Here is a 15,158-nt window from a genome sequence, read left to right on the forward strand (position 1 = left end):
CGACGGTGACGTGCCCGCGCCGACCGTGCTCGCGAGGGACGGCGAGGTGCACGGATGACCCAGGTGACGTACGACCCGTGGCACGCGGCGCTCCTCGATCTCCTGCACCTGACCCAGCAGGCGCAGGACGATCAGGTCGCCGAGTGCGTCAGTGCGGCGCTGCGCCCGCTGGGCATGGAGACCACGTGTTACCTGGTCGACGAGGAGCAGCGCCACCTGCACCCGCTGACCGAACACGGCAAGACGCCGGCCGACCCGCTCGGCGTCGAGAACACCCTCGCCGGACGTGCCTTCACCAGCGTGGACACCCAGCGGGTGGGCGACGGTGCGGGCAGCCGGCTGTGGGTTCCGCTGGTGGACGGCACCGAGCGGCTCGGCGTGGTGGAGATCGTGCTGCGCCGCGACGACTGCGACATCGAGGCGCTGCAGGACTGGTGCGAGAGCTATGTGGGCCTGGTCGGGCACCTGCTGGCGGTGAAGATGCCGTACGGCGACTCGCTGCAGCAGGTCCGGCGGACCCGGCCCATGTCGGTGGCGGGCGAGCTGCTGCTGTCGACGCTGCCCCCGCTGACCTTCACGTCCGACCGGCTCGTGCTCAGCGCGGTGCTGGAGCCGCACTACGACATCGGCGGGGACGCCTTCGACTACGCGCTGGACGGCGAGGTCGCGTCGTTCTGCGTACTCGACGGGATGGGCCGTGGCCTGAACGCGGCCGTCATGACGGTGACCACGCTGGCGGCCATCCGGGCGGCGCGGCGCGCCGACGGCGGCCTGCACGCGATCGCGCGCTCGGTCGAGGACGCGCTGCGGGACCAGTTCCCCGACACCGCCTACGTCACCGGGCTGCTGTGCGAGTTGCACACCGACACGGGGCGGCTGCGCTTCATCAGCGCCGGTCATCCGGCCCCGCTGCTGCTGCGGCGCGGGCGGGCGGTCCGGGAGCTGACCGGTGGCCGCCGGTTGCCGCTGGGACTGGACGACAGCTCGATCGAGGTCGCCGAGGAGATGCTGGAGCCCGGGGACCGGCTGCTGCTGTACACGGACGGCATCGTCGAGGCGTGCGACCGGCGCGGGCAGATGTTCGGCGTCGAGCGGCTCGCCGACCTCACCGAGCGGGCGGCGCAGGCCCGGCTGCCCGCCCCGGAGACGCTGCGCGGCCTGGCCCACCGGGTCGCCGACTTCCGGGACGGCCCGCCCCGCGACGACGCGACGCTGATGCTGGTCGAATGGTCGGCCGAAGCGGCCCGCCGGGTGCTGCCCTGACCCGGCTCAGCGCGGTGAGGACCAGCCCGCGCTCCCGGGAGCGGCCGTGACGGCGGGCCGTGCGGCGGGCGCCGCCGCCGGCGCGTACTGCTGCGCGCCGGTCACCGCGGCGGACATCGTGGCGGTGAACTCCGCGTCGAACTCGGGAGCCGGATCGCGTACGGCGATCCACTGCCCGTCCCGGGTCACGCGCGCCTGCGCGATGACCTCCCAGCGGGCGCGGACCAGTCCGACGTAACCGACGATCAGGGCGATCAGCGCCGTGGCCGTCAGCAGCGAAGCGACCGGACCATCGGCCTCCGTCGCGATCGCGGCCACCGGGATCGCGAAGCCGCCGGCCGTGAGCAGCCCGAAGCCCACCCGCTGCTGCCGACGCCGGCTGCGGCACCGGTCGCAGTAGTGCCACACGGGCGCGTCGACGACATGGCGCGTGACGGCGCGCACGATGATGAAGGCGAGCAGCCCCAACGGGATCAGCGCGTACGTCCACCCGGCCGGGGCCGACTCGAACCTCGTGCGGGCCCGCAGCGTGGCGGGCAGTCCGTGCCTGCTGCACACGCTCGGGATGCCGTGTCCGGCGGCGGCCCAGGCGGCGGGGATGAGTGTCTGCACGATGCTCCTCGGCGTCGGTCCCGGCGGTGACGGTGCCCGATCATCGCACGATCCGCGGGCCCGCCGAGGACCTGCGCGTGTGTCCACGAACGAGCGGTGGGCGGGTCAGCCGGAGACCATGCCGAGCATCATGGTCACCTGGGCGGTGCGGGACTGGTCGACGCGCGTCGCGAACTCCAGCACCTGCGGGTTGACGCCCGAGGTCAGCTCCATCCGGGCGTACTCGACGGCCTGGTGCTGGTGGCCGATCAGCAGGTTGAGGAAGACCTTGTCGAACTCGGCGGCGGAGGCGTCGCGCAGCGCCTTGACCTCGTCGGGCCCGGTCGCGGGCAGCCCGCCGTGCCCGGCGTGCAGGCTCGGGTCGGTGGCGGGGGTGGGCGACTCGCCCCAGCCGCGCAGCCAGCCCTGCACCTTGGACAGTTCGTCGGCCTGCGTCACGTCCATCGCCGCGGCCAGCTCGCGCACCTTCGTGTTCGTACTTCGTCCGGCGGCGAGTTTGAGCAGCTCGGCGGACGGGCCGTACTGCGCGGCCATCATCTGCAGGAACATCACATCGGTGGCGTTGTGCCCGCCCGACTCGGAGACCGGCGGCGGCGGTGAGCCCGACGGCGGCGCGAACGACGGGGCGGCGGTGACCCCGGGTGGCGCGTCGCAGGCGGCCAGGGTCGCCAGCGTGACGGCGAGCAGGACGAAGCGCTTCATCGGCGAGGGCTCCTCGTGGACGCCGGGCGGAGCGGCGGGCCCGGCTCGGGTGGCCGGTCCGCGGCTCGGGTGAGCCGCGGACCGGGTGCGGTGGGACTAGATGCGCTGCCAGAGGGCAGGCGTGTTGGGCGGCTCCCAGCCGGCGAGCGCGGTGTGCGCCTGCAGGCAGCGGTAGCTGAGCCCGCCGTAGGTCACGGTCGCGCCGACGGCGTACGCGGTGCCCGCGGCCCAGGTGCCGCCACCAGGGTTGGTCGGCGGCGGGGACTGCGGCGGGTTCGGTGACGGCGACGTCGGAGGTGGCGTCGGGTTGCCGCCGCCGCCGCCGCCTACCTGCAGGTCGACGCAGGAGTAGAACGCCATCGCGGTGTCGTAGATGTTCCACCGGGCCAGCACGAGGATCCGGCCGGTGCGTCCGCCGAGGCTGACGTTGTGCGAGACCGTCGCGCCGGGCTGGGCGCCGTTGTCGTTGACCACCGCGATGCGGGTGCTCCCGACGAAGTACTCCCAGGTGCTGGTGCGGTGGCGGGCGGTGAGCACCCAGTTGAACGTGACGTTGTTGCCGACCGAGGCCGCGGGCCAGTTCTTGCTGTTGTCGTTGAGCACCGCGAACCGGCTGCCGCCGCCGTTGCACTGCATCGAGCCCTTGGGGGCTTCGACGCTCTGCGGCTCCCAGACGATGTCGCCGCAGTTGGCGACCCGTCCCTGGGCGCAGTTGGCCTGGCGGCTGGGTGGGGACGAGATGTATCCGTGCGCGCTCGCCGGGTTGGCGATCATGCCGGATGCCACGATCGTGAGGATGGACAGGACAGGTAGGACGATCCGTTTTCTCACGGCTCCTCCGCTTCTGTGCGGGATGGATCGACCGGTGGGACGAGTGCCGGTGTCGTGAGAGGAGACATCGACACTCGTTCACGAAAACATAAAAGAAACAGTCCTAACTGTAAATACGCTTAACTGAGATTGCGTTCAAGTTGGCACGTGCCTGACATGCGAGAAGCCCCGGCCAGACCGGCCGGGGCTTCTCGCGCCGCACGCTCAACCGGCCAGGTGGCCCCAGCCCGCCTCCAGCTCGTCCCACGAGCCCTGCGCGACCGCCTCGCCGTTGATCAGCACGACGACCCGGTCGGCCTGCACCAGCGCCGCCCGCTTCGACGTCGAGCCGACCACGGTCACCCCGTGCGCCCGCAACGCCTGCCACAGGGCCAGCTCCGTGGTCACGTCCAGGGCGGACGACACATCGTCGGCGATCAGCAGCTCGGTGCCCGGCGCCAGGGCCCGCGCCAGCGCCAGCCGCTGTAGCTGACCGCCGGACAGCCGGGTGCCCTTGTGCCCGATGAGCAGCTCCATGCCGCTGCCCGCCGCCGCCAGGTCGTGCTCCAGCTGCGCCGTCGCCACCGCCTGCGCGGCGTCGACGTCGTGGCCGAGCCGGATGTTGTCGCCGACCGTGCCCGACAGCACCCGCGGCAGCTGGGCCACGTACCCGACCTGGTTGGGACGCAGGAACACCTCCGGCTCGCCGACCGCCTCGCCGTTCCACAGCAGCGCGCCGTCGTGGTGCACGATGCCCGCCAGCGCCCGCAGCAGCGACGACTTGCCCGAGCCCACCGGCCCGACCACCAGCACCAGGTCACCGCGCTCCACGGCGAGGTCGACACCGCGTACGCCGACCGTGCCGTCCTCGTGCACCGCGCCGAACTTGGACAGCTCCAACCGGTGCAGCGGGTTGCGCGGCGCGGCCACCGGCCCCGGGGCGGTGCCCGCGGACAGGTCCACGCCCGGCACGGCCGCGGAGTACGCGCCCACCCCGGCCATCGCCACGGTGCGCCTGGTCCACACCCGCGCCGAGGGCAGCTGCGACACCAGTGACGCCGTGGTCCAGGCGAACCACCGGGCCGAGCCCAGCGTCGACACGGCGACCAGGGTCGCGCCCGCGCCCAGCTCACCGGCCATGAACAGGGCCCACACCGCGATCGGCAGCAGGCCCGCCAGCAGCGAGGGCGTCGAGCGCGCCCACACCTGCATGGCGATCTCCTGGCGCTGGCGTTCGCTGCGCGCCGCGTCGAGGCCGGCCAGCTGGTCCAGCACCGGCCGAGTGGCGCCGGCCAGTTTGACCGTGCGCGCCGACGACAGCGACGACACCAGGAACGTGGCGAACGCGGCCCGCGCCGCCACGGTGTGCGCGGCCGAGCGCTTCAGCACCGGCGCGAAGACCGTCGCGGCCAGCGCCGAGACGACCATCGTGCCGGTGAAGAACAGCGCCGGCACGATCGAGCCGGACACCAGGGTCATCGCGACGATCATCACGATGCTGATGGACTGGTCGACCAGGTTGTCGGCGAGCATGACCACCCGCTCGTTGTCGCCGCCCTGCGCGACGACCTCGGCCGGGGTGTGCGCGCTGACCCGGCGCGGCCCGGTCTGCCCGTGCACCAGGCGCAGGTTGATCCGCAGCATCTGCCGGACCCACCACTCCGGATACCACAGGCCCGCGAAGTAGCCCGCCGGGGTGGTGACGGCCAGCCCGGCGACGATGCCGACCGCCGGCCACCACGGGCTGCCCGCCCCGTCGACCACGTCGGCCCACAGCCACGGCAGCACCGTGCCGTCCAGGCCGAACAGCACCATGACGGTGAACAGCGCGACCGAGACCTGGCCGAAGCGGAAGTCGTTGACGGTCAGCCGGAAGATCTCGCGCAGGGTGCGCACCCGCTGCGGCGCGGGCAGCGGCGGCGGGTCGGCCTTCGGCGGGGCGACCAGCTCGGCGCCCGTGCCGGCACCGGCATTGCCGCTCGGGCGAGCCGGGACAGCCTGTGGTCCGTCGCCGGCCGCGCCCTCGCCGGCCGACTCCAGCCCGTACGCGGTCGCCAGGACCAGCTCGCCGTCGGCAGGGCTGTTGCTGGTGGCCAGCAGTTGCGCGAAGCGTTGCGACTCCGACAGCGGCCCCGCCTCCACGACCCGGCCGTCGGCCAGCACCACGACCTCGTCGCAGTCGCGGACCGAGGACAGCCGGTGCGCGATGACCACGCCGATCCGGCCCCGCAGCAGGCGCTGGGCGGCGTGCTGCACCCGGGACTCGGTGACCGGGTCCATCCGGGCGGTGGCCTCGTCGAGGATCACCACCTGCGGGTCGCGGACCAGGATGCGCGCGAACGCGACCAGTTGCTCCTGCCCCGCCGACAGCTTCTGGCCACCCTCGCCCAGCTTGGTGCGCAAGCCGTCGGGCAGGGAGTCGACCCACGACGTCAGTCCCAGCTCGTCCATCGCCGGTCCGGCCGCGTCGAGCAGTTCCGGGTCGAACAGCGCGATGTTCTCCGCCAGCGTGCCGGCCAGAATCTCGGTGCGCTGCGGCACGATCGCGATCCAGCGCCGCAGCGCCTCCACGTCCAGGTCGTTGAGGTCCACCCCGCCCAGGAACACCGTGCCGCGGGGCACGTCCACGGCCCGGGTCAGCACCTTGGCCAGCGTCGACTTGCCTGAGCCGGTCCGGCCGACCAGGGCGTACGAGCGGCCGGGCGCGAAGGTCAGGTCCAGCTCGCGCAGCGCGGGGCGGCGGCGGTCGGCGGAGTAGTGGAAGGTGAGTCCCCGTACCTCGATGTTGCCCGTGGCGGGCGTCCCGCCGCCGACCGGCTCCTGCGGGGTGTCGCGCAGCAGCTGCACCCGCGCCCACGCGCCCAGCGCGTGCTGCAGCTCGGGCAGCATCCGGCTGACCTGCTCGACGGTGCCCCCGAAGGCCAGCGCCAGCAGCCACGCGGCGGTGAGCCGGGCCGCGTCCAGGTGACCCGCGGTCAGCGCCCAGACCCCGCCGAGCACCAGCAGGGCGATGCCCGCCCGGGTGACGCCGCCCGCGATGGTGCTGACCTTCGACGACAGCGCCCACACCCGGCGGCCGCGTTTGAGCACCTCGGCGGAGCGCTGAGCGTACAGGCGCAGCACGTACGGGCGGCCCAGGCTGGTGCGCACGTCGTCCTGGCCGTGCACCGACTCCTCCTGCACGGCGGCCAGGTCCGACCAGGCCTCCTCCTCGTGCATGCGGGCCGGGCCGATGGCCGCGGTCGGGCGGCGCAGCCCGAACCCGAGCACCACGGACAGCAGCAGCATGGCCAGTCCGGCGGGCCACCACACCACGAACGCGGTGACCACGGACAGCACGGCCACCGCCGCGGACTGGGCCAGCCGGACGCCGCTGCCGCGCAGCTGCGAGCCCACCTGGTACACGTCGCCGTCGATGCGGTCGAGCAACTCGCCGACCGGGGTGCCCTCCAGCGCGGGCAGGCTCTGCCCGAATGCGACCCGGCACAGCCGGCGGCGCACGTCGGCCGCCCAGTCGGCGGTGAGCCTGGACATGATCAGGCTGAGCGTCAGGTCGCTGAGCACCACCACGGCCAGTGCGGTGGCCAGCGCGGCGAAGGCGACGGCGGACCGGTTCACCAACACGGTGCCGGCCAGCGCCGCGGACAGCGCGGCCGCGCCGGCGCCGGCGACGATGAGCACCAGCACCGCCAAGGTACGGCGGGGCGAGGTGGCCCACAGGTCACGGAACAGACGCATGGCACGGCCCCTTGCAGCTGGTTTGATCTGGTCACCAGCATGCAAGGCGGCCCGTCCGAGCTCAACGCAATTACGGCGGCGCGGACGTGGTGATCAACACAGTCGGCTACTCCGCGACGCGCAGCGCCACGAGCATGCTCAGGAACGCGCCGGGGTGCACGATCGGGACGCGGTGCCGGCGGGCCTGGCGGGCCTTGCCGGACATGGTGTCGGGATCGGCGGCCACCAGCAGCCGGGTGGTCCGGGTGACGGTGCGGCCCACGGTCAGTCCGGCGATGCGGGCCCGCTCCTCCCACAGCTCCCGTGACTCGGCGGTCTGCCCGGTGAACACCACGGTGTCGCCGGGCAGCAGCCGGAACGCGGGCGCGGGCAGCGGCCGCGTGGTGCGGCGCTGCTGGTCGCCCGCGTCGGGGTCGAGGGCACGGTCGACATCATCGCGGTCCAGGCCGAGCAGCGCGGCGACGGTGTGCAGGTCGTCGCGCTCGATCTCGGTCACCCGGCCGTCGTCGAACGCCTCCGCGGCCAGCGCCTCCAGGTAGAGGCGGTGCAGGTCGAGCACTTGGGCGCGGTCGAGTCCCAGCGCGTGCGCGGCCTCGACCAGCGCGTCCGCCTCGACCGCCGACACGTGCCGGTCGAGCAGGGCATGGTCGAGCAGGGACAGGTAGCTGTCGGCCTGCGGCGGCGCGGGCACCCGGGGCAGCCGGTCGACGAGCCTGCTGAGGAAGTGCTCCTCGGTCTCGTGCGGGTGCCGGCGCACCACCGGCAGCGCCTCGGCCGGCGGCAGCGGTGGCCAGGCCAGCGTGGACGCGTCGAGCACCAGCTGCTGCCAGGGCGGCGGCGTGCCGACCCGGTGCAGGTAGCGCGCGAGCAGCCCGGCGGCGGCGCGGGCGTCGTCGAGCGCGCTGTGCGCCCGCTGCTGCGGGATGCCCGCCGCCTGGCAGCAGTCGCGCAGGCTGCGCCCGGCCGACGGCAGCAGCTGCGCGGCCAGGTTCATGGTGCACAGGCCGTACTCCTGCCCGACCGGGGCCTGCAGCCCGAGCCGGGAGTACTCGGCGACCAGGAACGCGGCGTCGAAGGCGAGGTTGTGCGCCACGATCACCCGTTCGCGCAGCAGCGCGCCGATCTGCCCGGCGAGGTCGGCGAAGACGGGGGCGCGGCGGGCCTCGGCGGCGGTGATGCCGTGCACGTGCTGCGGGCCGAGGTCGCGTTCCGGGTTGACCAGGCTGGACCAGTCACCGGTGATCCGGCCGGACGCGTCGACGTGCACGATCGCGATCTCGCAGATCCGGTCGTGCCAGGTCGTGCGCAGCCCGGTCGTCTCCACATCGATCACCGCGTACATGCCGCCACCTCCGCCGACTCGGCCCGACCGTCCCATCACGACCCGTTCCCGGGGACCTCACCCTATGTCCTGCGGGTGCGGTCACGGCTCCGCCGGGCGCACCGACGCGCCCACGAATCCGGTGGAGTCGCTCGGGGAGCGGCCGATCCGCAGGGTCGGCGGTTGCGGTGGCGCGGGCGAGCCGCGCGGCCGGTTCAGGCGCGGCGGGACCCGTCGGGCCAGACCACCACCACCGGCAGGCCCAGCGCGTGCGCCTGGGCCACCACGGCCGCGGTGCCGCCCTGGTCGACGGCCGGCTGCCCGTCCCACACGGCGACGAGCAGGTCGCAACGGGCCAGCATGGCGGCGTTGGCATCCTCGTACGCGGCCCGGCCCGCCCGTTCATGCGGCATCACCCGCACCGACGCGGCATGCCAGGCCATCCGGTCGAATGCCGCGGCGTGCTCCGGGGCGACCTTCCGCGCCCGGTAGTCGGCTGAGGGCAGCACGACCTCCAGCCGCGCACCGTGCGCCACCACCGCCTCAGCGAAGATCGTGTCCGCGCCCGCCGCCAGGCAGGACACGCCTGTCAGCTCCGCCGGCGGGTACCCGGCCAGCAGTTCGCGCAGCGCCGCGGCGACGAGGGCCGCGGTCTGCGCGGTGAGGCCGACGTGTCCGGTCACGCCGATCCGGGTCGGTTCTGCATCCATTCCCGGCAATCTGCCACAACGGGCCGCCCGATGCGGTTTGAGGGCGCGAGCACGCCGACCTCAGGCACCGGCCGGGGCAGAATCAGGCCGGTTTGTCGCTCCAGAGGCCGTCGGGGTCGATGAAGCGCTGCGCCAGGGCGGCTTCGGCTTCGGGGGTGCCGATCTCGGCGAGGCGGCGGGCCGCGGCCTGGTGCGCCCAGTGCAGCATCGGGTCGGGGCGGCTGACGACGTCGCGCAGTGTCTCGATCTCGGCGGCGTCGGACATGCCGCACAGGCCTTCGATGGCCGCCGTCATCACCGTGGGGCGGGCCGAGCGCACCTTCTCCAGCAGTGCGGGCCGTTCGGTCTCCTCCTGGCCGCCCGCGCGGGCCGCGACCGCGACCATCTCCTCCCACGGGTCGGTGGAGTTCCACCACCGGTCGACGAGGTCGGCGACCTGCGCGCTGTGGGCGTTCTCGCGCGCCGTCGCGATCTCGTAGAGAGCCGCCCGGACCGCGCCCACGCAGCAGAACCGGGGCTCGCGGCGCAGGGTGTCGTGTGCTTCCAGCAGCGCCGGAAGCGCGCGCGGGTCGCGGGTCGCCTGCAGCCGGCGGGCGAAGGGTCCCCAGTGCTCGTCGCCCGCGGGGCGTTCGTCGAACGCCGGATCGGGAACAGGCCCGTCGGGCCGCGGCGCGGACGCGCCACCGCCGTCGAAGGTCGACTCCTGCTGCATGCGGCCGAGGTTCCGGCGACTCCTGGCGATTCCCACCGGATCATTGAACACTGCGCCGCCGATCACTCGATAGGGCGTATGCGCCCTCCCCCGATCGGATTACCGCCGGGGCACGCAGAGGTGGGCCGCGCACGCTCTGCCATAGCAGATCATCAATGGTATGGGATGTCTCATCTGTGCCACCTCGACGCGGTGTAACGATCTCTAGCATCGAAATTCGCATTGATTCCGATTCATGGAGGTGTGCCTTGAAGCGTGCGCTCATCGCACTCGTCGCGGCCTCGGCACTGGTCGCGACACCCGCATTCGCCGTCGACGGCAACCTGCCCGGCGGCACCAGCATCGCCGTCGCCATCGCCACCCCGGCCGACGGCGCCGAGGTCGCGCCCGGCCCGGTCACCGTCACGGGCACCGCCTCGGTGGGCACCGGCGTCCCCGTGGCCGACACGTCGCTCATCTACGTGCTGGACGCCTCCAGCAGCACCGGCAATCCCGGTGCCCCGAGCTGCGGCAACATCCTGCAGTGCGAGATCGCCGCCGGGCTGGCCCTCAACGCCCAGGCGCAGAGCGGCACCATCGGCGACGTGGGCATGGTCGCCTTCGGCGTCACCGCGGCCACCGCCGACGTGCAGCCCGGCGCGGGCGACCAGTTGCTCACCGGCCCGGCCACCGACGGCGACACCGACGGCGTACGCGACATCGAAGAGGTCATCTCGTCGACCTTCATCAACGGGGTCGCCACGTTCACCAACAAGAACGTCGGCGGCGGCCAGACGAACTTCGCCGACGCCATCGCCAAGGCGCGCACCGTCGCCGAGGCCTCCACCCGGGCCCGCAAGATCGTCGTATTCATGTCCGACGGCTTCGCGGTCGGCGGCGGCAGCATCACCGTGCCCCTCGCGGGCATCCCGGACGACATCGACATCTACACCTTCGCCGTGGGCAGCGGCTCGAACTGCACCAACGCCGGACCGAACAACGAGGGCAGCCTGGAGCAGATCACCGCCGCGACGGTCCCGGGCGGGCACTGCGTGCAGGTCACCGACGTCGGCTCGCTGCCGGCGATCCTGCCCGGCGTCATCGGGTCCAGCCTCAGCACCCTGTCGATGCAGGTCGACGGCGGGGCGTTCACCCCGATCGGCAACGCCGCGATCACCCCCGACCTCCCGCAGGACGGACCGGTGAACGTGAACTACAGCGTCGCCACCCCCGCGCTGGGCATCGGCAGCCACGAGATCTGCGTACGCGCCAACGGCACCGACGGCGGCGGGGCCGGCCAGGTCACCGACTGCCACACGGTCGTCGTCAACGGCCCCGGTGGCGCGTTCGCCCTGGAGGCGGCCGGCCTGGTCAAGATCCCCCGTACCCCGGAGGCGGTCTGCCCGCCCGGCGCGACCAAGACCCAGGTCGCGGTCAACCTGCCCCCGCTGGTGACCACGGGCGCCCTGAACGCGAGCTGCGCCGCCGCCGGCGGCACGACCACCGCGCTCTCCTCGGTGGACGGGGCGACGCTGCTCGGCGGGGCCGTCCAGCTCAGTGCCATTTCGAGCACCTGCACGGGCAGCGGTAGCGGCGTGAACCGCTCCTCGCAGGTCGTCGGCACCATCAACGGCACCCCGATCAGCGCCGGCCCGGCCACCATCGGCATCCCCGGCGTCGCCACGGTCCACCTCAACGAGAGCACCACCGGTCCCGGCGGCCGCCTGGTCCAGAACGCCGTCCGCGTCGAGGTCCTCGGCCTCCTGGGCATCGTGACCCAGCAGATCGTCCTCGGCAGCTGCTACATCGGCTAGCCCTGCTGAAGATCGCGAGATCTTGCGCGAACTGTTGCCGATACGCCGGAATCGAGCGTGTCATCCCCACAGTTCGCGCAAGATCGTCGCTCAAGGGGTGGAGGTCAGCCCTTGACGCCGGTGAGGGTGACGCCCTGGACGAAGGCTTTCTGGGCGAAGAAGAAGAGGATCACTACCGGGATCATGGTGAGCATGGTTGCGGCGCTGACCAGGTGCCACTCCACGTGGTGCATGGTGCGGAAGCTGGCCAGGCCCAGGGAGACGGTCCAGTTGGCCTCGTTCTCGCTGGTGTAGAGGAGGGGGCCGTAGTAGTCGTTCCAGGCGTAGAAGAACTGGAACATGGCGGCGGCGGCGATGCCGGGGCGGGCCATCGGGAGCACGACCTTGAGCAGCGTGCGCCACTCGCCGGCGCCGTCGACGCGGGCCGCGTCGAGATACTCGTCGGGGATGGTGACGAGGAACTGGCGCAGCAGGAAGATGGAGAACGCGTCACCGGCCAGCATCGGCAGGATCAGCGGCCACAGCGAGCCGGTCAGGCCGGCGTCGGCCCAGAACAGGTACAGGGGCACGGTGGTGACCTGCGGGGGCAGCATCATCATGCAGACGATCGCGACCATGGTGACCGAGCGGCCCCGCCAGCGCAGCTTGGCCAGTCCGTACGCGGCGGGCACGCTGGCCAGCAGCATGAAGCCGGTGGCCAGTGCCGCGTACAGCAGGGTGTTGAGCAGGTAGCGCAGTAGCGGGGCCTTGGCGAACGCCTCGGCGTAGTTCTCCGGGTGCCACGACGTCGGCCACAGCTGCGAGGTCAGCGTCTGGGCGCTGGTCATGAACGAGGTCAGCCCGAGGAACACCACCGGGGCCAGGAACATCACCGACAGCGCGATCGCGATCGCGTGCCGGGCGACGAAGAGCAGGACGTTACGTCGGGTCACCGGGTGAACTCCTTGAACCGGCGCAGCAGCAGCACGGTCGCGGTCATCGAGACCACGAACAGCACCACGGCCAGCACGTTGGCGTACCCGAGCACGTGATAGCGGAAGCCGACCACGTACAGCCACAGTGGATAGGTGAACGTCGAGCCCTCGGGGTAGCCGAACGTGTCGGAGATGCCGCCGCCGCCGGTGACCTGCCCGGAGGCGACACTGGCGGCGACGGCAGCCTGCGTGAAGTACTGCAGCGTGCCGATGATCCCGGTGATCGCCGCGAACGCCAGCACGGGGGAGATGCTGGGCAGCGTCACGTACCGGAAGCGCTGCCAGCTGCCCGCGCCGTCGAGCGAGGCGGCCTCGTGCAGTTCGGCGGGCACGTCCAGCAGCGCCGCGATGAAGATCATCATCAGGTCGCCGATGCCCCACATGGCCAGCACCACCAGCGACGGCTTCGCCCAGGCGGGGTCGTTGAACCACAGCGGCGGGTTCTCGACGCCGAGCGCCGACAGTGCCGTGTTCACCGGACCCGTGCCGGGCTTGAGCAGTAGCACGAACGCGAGCGTCGCGGCGACCGGCGGGGCGAGCGCGGGCAGGTAGAACAGCGTGCGGTACACCCCGCGGGCCCGTTTGACCTGGTTGAGCAGCAGCGCGGTGAGCAGCGCGCCGAGCATGCGCGCGGGCACCATCACCACGACCAGCCACAGCGTGTTCTTCGCCGCCCGGACGACGTTGTCGTCCTCGAACAGGAACCGCCAGTTGTCCAGCCCGACCCACTCGGGGGCCTGGATCAGGTTGAACCGGGTGAACGAGAAGTACACCGCCGACACCAGCGGGTAGACCAGGAACAGCGCGAGCCCGGCGAGGGTGGGGGCGACGAAGGCGTACGGCGTCAGCCTGCGCCGCAGCCGGGTGAGCCTGGGGGAGGGGGTGCGGGACGGACCCGCACCCCCGAGCAGCGGCAGCGACATCAGCCCGCCAGCTTGACGAGGTTGTCGATCTGCTGATCCACCTTCTTCAGCCCGCCCGCCAGGTCGGTGACCGTGCCGGACTGATAGGACTGCAGGAACCCGGACAGCTCCTCCTGGTACGCGGCCCCGACCGCGCTCGGCGGCGTGGTGACCGTGGCGGGGTGGGCGAAGATGTCCAGGAACACCTGGAACTCCGGGTCCACCACCAGGTCCTTGCTGGTCAGCGCGTCTGTGGTGCTGGGCACGTTGCGGATGCCGTTGCTCAGCTTGACGATCGCGGCGGTCTCGGTGGTCAGGAAGCGCACCAGGGCCCAGGCGGCCTCGTTGTTCTTCGCGGTGCGCGACACCCCGATCACGTTGCCCGTGACGTAGCCGCCACCGTAACGGGCCGGGTCGGCCACCGGCAGCGGCGCGACGCCGAACTGCACGTCCTTGGCCTGGTCGCGCAGGAACGCCATGCGCCACTCGCCGTCGATGTTCATGGCGACCTTGCCCTTGTGGAAGGCGTTGTCAGCGGACCACTCGTCGCCCAGGCCGGCCCGGAACTTCTCCAGCTTGTCGTAGCCGTACCAGTCGACCAGGTCCTTCTGCCAGCGGACCAGCTCCTGCCACTTCGGGTCGCTGCCGATGGCCGAGGTGCCGTCGGTGTTGAGCCAGCTCGCGCCGACCATCGGGGCCAGGTGCGACGGGGAGTTCTCGTAGAAGCCGAACGAGGGCAGGAAACCGGCACGTTCGATGGTGCCGTCGGGTTTGCGTACCGTCAGCTTCTTGGCCAGCTCGGTCAGCTCGGCCAGGGTCTTCGGCGGCCCGGCGACGCCGGCCTCGGCGAAGATCGCCTTGTTGTAGTACAGCCCGTACACGTCGGCGAGGAACGGCATCGCGCACCGCTTGCCCCGGAACTCGGTGTAGGAGCGGATCACCTCGGGGTAGCGCTTCAGGTCGATCCCGTCGCGCTGGAGGTACGGCGTGAGGTCGGTCCACGCGCCCGACGAGCAGAACTTGCCGACGATGTCGGTGGAGTAGCTCAGGCCGACGTCAGGTCCCTGGCCCGCGCCGATGGCCTGCAGCATCTTGGTGTCGTCCTGGCCGCCCTTCACGGTGACCTTCACCTTGGGGTGCTTGGCCTCGAAGTCCTTGACGATCTCGGCGATCGCGTTCGCCTCGCGGTCGGTGAAGAAGTGCCACAGCTCGACCTCGCCGGACGCCTCGACACCGGGACTGGCCAGGGGCGCGGCCTGCTCGCCGGGCGTGCAGGCGGCCGTGGCCAGCAGGCCCGCCGCCAGCGCGGCCAGCAGCAGCCGGGATTTATGAGTGGTGAACACGTGTCCGCTCCTCACTAAGCACTGTTAGGAAGATTGACTAACTAATGCGTCGAGGATCGAGCGTGCGAGCACCGCTGTCAACACCCGCCGGAGGGATCCGTGCTGGCTGGACACGCTCCCATTGTCTGATGTGGATCCCGCGGATCCGTTGGGGGTCAGGCTCCAAGGCTGGTGAAGGTTGATTTAAGCGATCATTAAGTCGCCTCGGCTTGACGGTCTCGCATCGACGAACTTAGGGTGGTAGATAGTAAGTTAGTTTTCCTAACAGATGGGCGGTC

At 72.0% G+C, this 15,158-nt stretch carries 12 protein-coding genes; 2 read left to right on the plus strand and 10 right to left on the minus strand.

What is annotated here, in order from left to right; translation table 11 throughout:
• Window positions 1-54: 54 nt before the first annotated feature.
• Complete coding sequence (locus AB0B66_RS12425) at window positions 55-1,263, plus strand: PP2C family protein-serine/threonine phosphatase (protein WP_360527278.1); 1,209 nt, start codon at window positions 55-57, stop codon at window positions 1,261-1,263.
• A 6-nt stretch (window positions 1,264-1,269) separates the two neighbouring features.
• Here the strand turns inward: AB0B66_RS12425 and AB0B66_RS12430 are convergent, their stop codons facing one another.
• From AB0B66_RS12430 to AB0B66_RS12460, 7 genes are all read right to left on the minus strand, one after another.
• Window positions 1,270-1,875 (minus strand): hypothetical protein, encoded by a 606-nt coding sequence (locus AB0B66_RS12430; RefSeq protein WP_360527281.1) that lies wholly within the window; start codon window positions 1,873-1,875, stop codon window positions 1,270-1,272.
• Window positions 1,876-1,980: 105 nt separating this feature from the next.
• The gene (locus AB0B66_RS12435; RefSeq protein WP_360527284.1) at window positions 1,981-2,577 is read right to left on the minus strand and encodes a DUF305 domain-containing protein; all 597 of its coding nucleotides are present in this window, start codon (window positions 2,575-2,577) and stop codon (window positions 1,981-1,983) included.
• Window positions 2,578-2,673: 96 nt separating this feature from the next.
• Window positions 2,674-3,408 carry a lytic polysaccharide monooxygenase gene (locus tag AB0B66_RS12440; RefSeq protein WP_360527287.1) on the minus strand — a complete coding sequence of 245 codons (735 nt, stop codon included), beginning with the start codon at window positions 3,406-3,408 and terminating at the stop codon, window positions 2,674-2,676.
• 204 nt (window positions 3,409-3,612) lie between these two features.
• Window positions 3,613-7,125 (minus strand): ABC transporter ATP-binding protein, encoded by a 3,513-nt coding sequence (locus tag AB0B66_RS12445; protein ID WP_360527290.1) that lies wholly within the window; start codon window positions 7,123-7,125, stop codon window positions 3,613-3,615.
• Between the two features lie 106 nt (window positions 7,126-7,231).
• On the minus strand, window positions 7,232-8,467 hold the full coding sequence (locus AB0B66_RS12450) for an exonuclease domain-containing protein (protein ID WP_360527293.1): 1,236 nt from the start codon (window positions 8,465-8,467) through the stop codon (window positions 7,232-7,234).
• Window positions 8,468-8,661: 194 nt separating this feature from the next.
• Window positions 8,662-9,156: a hypothetical protein gene (locus tag AB0B66_RS12455; RefSeq protein ID WP_360527296.1), complete on the minus strand. Its 495-nt coding sequence runs from the start codon at window positions 9,154-9,156 to the stop codon at window positions 8,662-8,664.
• Between the two features lie 82 nt (window positions 9,157-9,238).
• The gene (locus AB0B66_RS12460) at window positions 9,239-9,868 is read right to left on the minus strand and encodes a HEAT repeat domain-containing protein (protein WP_360527299.1); all 630 of its coding nucleotides are present in this window, start codon (window positions 9,866-9,868) and stop codon (window positions 9,239-9,241) included.
• 248 nt (window positions 9,869-10,116) lie between these two features.
• Between AB0B66_RS12460 and AB0B66_RS12465 the strand changes: the two genes are divergently transcribed.
• Window positions 10,117-11,661, plus strand: a complete 1,545-nt coding sequence (locus AB0B66_RS12465; RefSeq protein WP_360527302.1) for a choice-of-anchor P family protein — start codon at window positions 10,117-10,119, stop codon at window positions 11,659-11,661.
• Between the two features lie 104 nt (window positions 11,662-11,765).
• Here AB0B66_RS12465 and AB0B66_RS12470 read toward each other — a convergent pair whose 3' ends face one another.
• The 3 genes from AB0B66_RS12470 to AB0B66_RS12480 are packed head-to-tail and all read right to left on the minus strand — an operon-like array spanning window position 11,766 to window position 14,880.
• Window positions 11,766-12,593, minus strand: a complete 828-nt coding sequence (locus tag AB0B66_RS12470; protein ID WP_360527305.1) for a carbohydrate ABC transporter permease — start codon at window positions 12,591-12,593, stop codon at window positions 11,766-11,768.
• Window positions 12,590-13,558: a sugar ABC transporter permease gene (locus AB0B66_RS12475; protein WP_360527308.1), complete on the minus strand. Its 969-nt coding sequence runs from the start codon at window positions 13,556-13,558 to the stop codon at window positions 12,590-12,592. The genes AB0B66_RS12470 and AB0B66_RS12475 overlap by 4 nt, the downstream gene beginning before the upstream one ends.
• Window positions 13,558-14,880: an ABC transporter substrate-binding protein gene (locus AB0B66_RS12480; protein WP_360527311.1), complete on the minus strand. Its 1,323-nt coding sequence runs from the start codon at window positions 14,878-14,880 to the stop codon at window positions 13,558-13,560. The genes AB0B66_RS12475 and AB0B66_RS12480 overlap by 1 nt, the downstream gene beginning before the upstream one ends.
• Window positions 14,881-15,158 lie beyond the last annotated feature (278 nt).

This window comes from Catellatospora sp. NPDC049111 (assembly GCF_040648615.1).
Lineage (GTDB): Bacteria > Actinomycetota > Actinomycetes > Mycobacteriales > Micromonosporaceae > Catellatospora > Catellatospora aurea.